General features: G+C 17.2%; 3 protein-coding genes. All 3 read left to right on the forward strand.

From position 1 onward, the window contains the following. The coding region (locus GBZ86_RS17500; RefSeq protein WP_422678939.1) for a hypothetical protein at positions 1 to 232 on the forward strand (232 nt) is incomplete at its 5' end. Next, positions 219 to 659 carry a hypothetical protein gene (locus GBZ86_RS16110; RefSeq protein WP_152892353.1) on the forward strand — a complete coding sequence of 147 codons (441 nt, stop codon included), beginning with the start codon at positions 219 to 221 and terminating at the stop codon, positions 657 to 659. The genes GBZ86_RS17500 and GBZ86_RS16110, both read left to right, overlap by 14 nt. A 20-nt stretch (positions 660 to 679) precedes the next feature. Continuing rightward, positions 680 to 1,090: a hypothetical protein gene (locus GBZ86_RS16115; RefSeq protein WP_152892355.1), complete on the forward strand. Its 411-nt coding sequence runs from the start codon at positions 680 to 682 to the stop codon at positions 1,088 to 1,090. The last annotated feature ends 49 nt before the right edge of the window (positions 1,091 to 1,139 follow it).

A 1,139-nucleotide genomic window follows, 5' to 3' on the forward strand; every position in this document is an offset into this window, starting at 1 on the left:
ATATATATTAAAAGATAAATATATTAAATTTTATTACACTAATAATATCAACTCTAGTAAAATTTTCGAATTAAAAGATGACTATAAAATTTTTTTTAATAATAAAAATATAATTATAAATAGATTAGGTATTATAACTACTCCAGGAACTATATTAATAAAAAATAAAGAAAAAGTAGTTGGAAAAATAACAATAAAAGTAGGAAGTGAAATTATTGATGTTAAAGAATAAAGGTTTTTTGATGATTGATTTAGTTATTTCCTTAGCTATCTCTACTATATTATTTTGGAGTATATTAAGCATATATAGTTCTTATCATAAAAATAAATCAAATTATGAAACACAGGTGGAAGTTTATGATATATTAAGAGGAATTTCTTTAGAAATAAAAAATAATATATCTTTTGAATTTTTTAATTCATTAGAGAAAGGAAAAGAATATTTTTTAAATATTAACAATATAAAAGATTTAATTAGTAATGATTTTAAAGAACTTGTAGGTTTAAAGGAAAATAACATAATAAAATTATGGAATATTAAAGTAATAGAATTAGAAAAAGATAAAAAATTAAATGTAGAAATAAGATATAAAAATTCAAATAATGAAAAAAATTATAAATTGGAGGAGGTAGTTACAAAATCAATATACTTAGAATAAAAAGATCAGGATATTTATTAATGGAATGTACAATATACTTAGCTTTAGCAATGATTATTTTGAATTTTTTGAATAATATAGTAGTTAAATATGTAAAAGAATTTAAAACTTATTCTGATTCTTCAAAAAATATTAAATATTTAGCTGATGCTGATACATATATAAGTAGCAGAATTAATGGAGTAAAAGTAAATAATATTAATTGTGAAAATAATAAAATAAAAATAGAATTTTTAAATGATAATAATAAAAAACAGCTAGATATTATAGAAAAGAAAAATGATAAATTATATATAAATTATAAAAACAGAAAAGATTATATATTAAAAAATATAGAGAATTTTAATATATATGATAAAGGAAATATATTTTATGTTTTCATAAAACAAAAAAATTCTAAAGGGAGAATTTTTTGTTATGAAAAAGAATGATGGATTCATTTCAATACAAGTGATTATTTTAGCTTCAATACTTATAATT

This window comes from Clostridium tarantellae (genome assembly GCF_009295725.1).
Classification (GTDB): domain Bacteria; phylum Bacillota; class Clostridia; order Clostridiales; family Clostridiaceae; genus Sarcina; species Sarcina tarantellae.